The organism is Sphingomonas sp. CCH5-D11 (assembly GCF_001557395.1).
Taxonomy (GTDB): Bacteria; Pseudomonadota; Alphaproteobacteria; order Sphingomonadales; family Sphingomonadaceae; genus Sphingomonas.
Genome location: NZ_LSKH01000104.1, coordinates 1 through 533, shown reverse-complemented (window position 1 = coordinate 533; position 533 = coordinate 1). Strand labels below are relative to the sequence as shown.

Annotated in this window: 1 protein-coding gene; it reads left to right on the top strand. The window is 63.8% G+C overall.

Translation table 11 applies throughout. The features are described 5' to 3' along the window. The coding region (locus AX702_RS06845) for a DMT family transporter (protein ID WP_156455388.1) at nucleotides 1-404 on the top strand (404 nt) is incomplete at its 5' end. Nucleotides 405-533: the final 129 nt, after the last annotated feature.

Sequence of the window (533 nt, the reverse complement as noted above, 5' to 3'; positions counted from 1 at the left end):
GCGCAGCGTGGGGCGCGACGACGCTGGTGGTGCGGACCACGCGGCTCGCCTCGACGCCGCCGACCGTGACGCTCTGGTATCAGCTCGCCGGGGCCGGGTTGCTGGCGACCGTTGTGGCGATCGGCTCGGGGCAAACAACGGTTTATGCATCGCCGACGCTGTTCACCAGTATCCTCTATCAAACACTGGTCATCTCGGCGGCAAGCTATCTCGCATGGTTCACACTACTGCGTTCGTATTTGGCTTCTCGACTCGGTGTGCTGTCGCTTTTGACGCCGTTGTTCGGGATCGCCTTCGGCGTCCTTGTTCTCCATGACCGGCTCACCTGGCCGTTCCTGCTGGGTGCGCTGGTCATCCTAGCCGGCATCCTGCTGGTCAACCTGCGCGATCTGCTGGCGCGCTGAACGGAAGGCCACTTCCAAAAGCTGGAATGGTCTATCTAAACGTCCGCTTCTGGGCACTTCGAGCCAGCCCCGGCCATCGGGCAGCGGGGGGTGAGGCGGGCGGCTTTGATCCTTCGGCAGGTTCGGGGG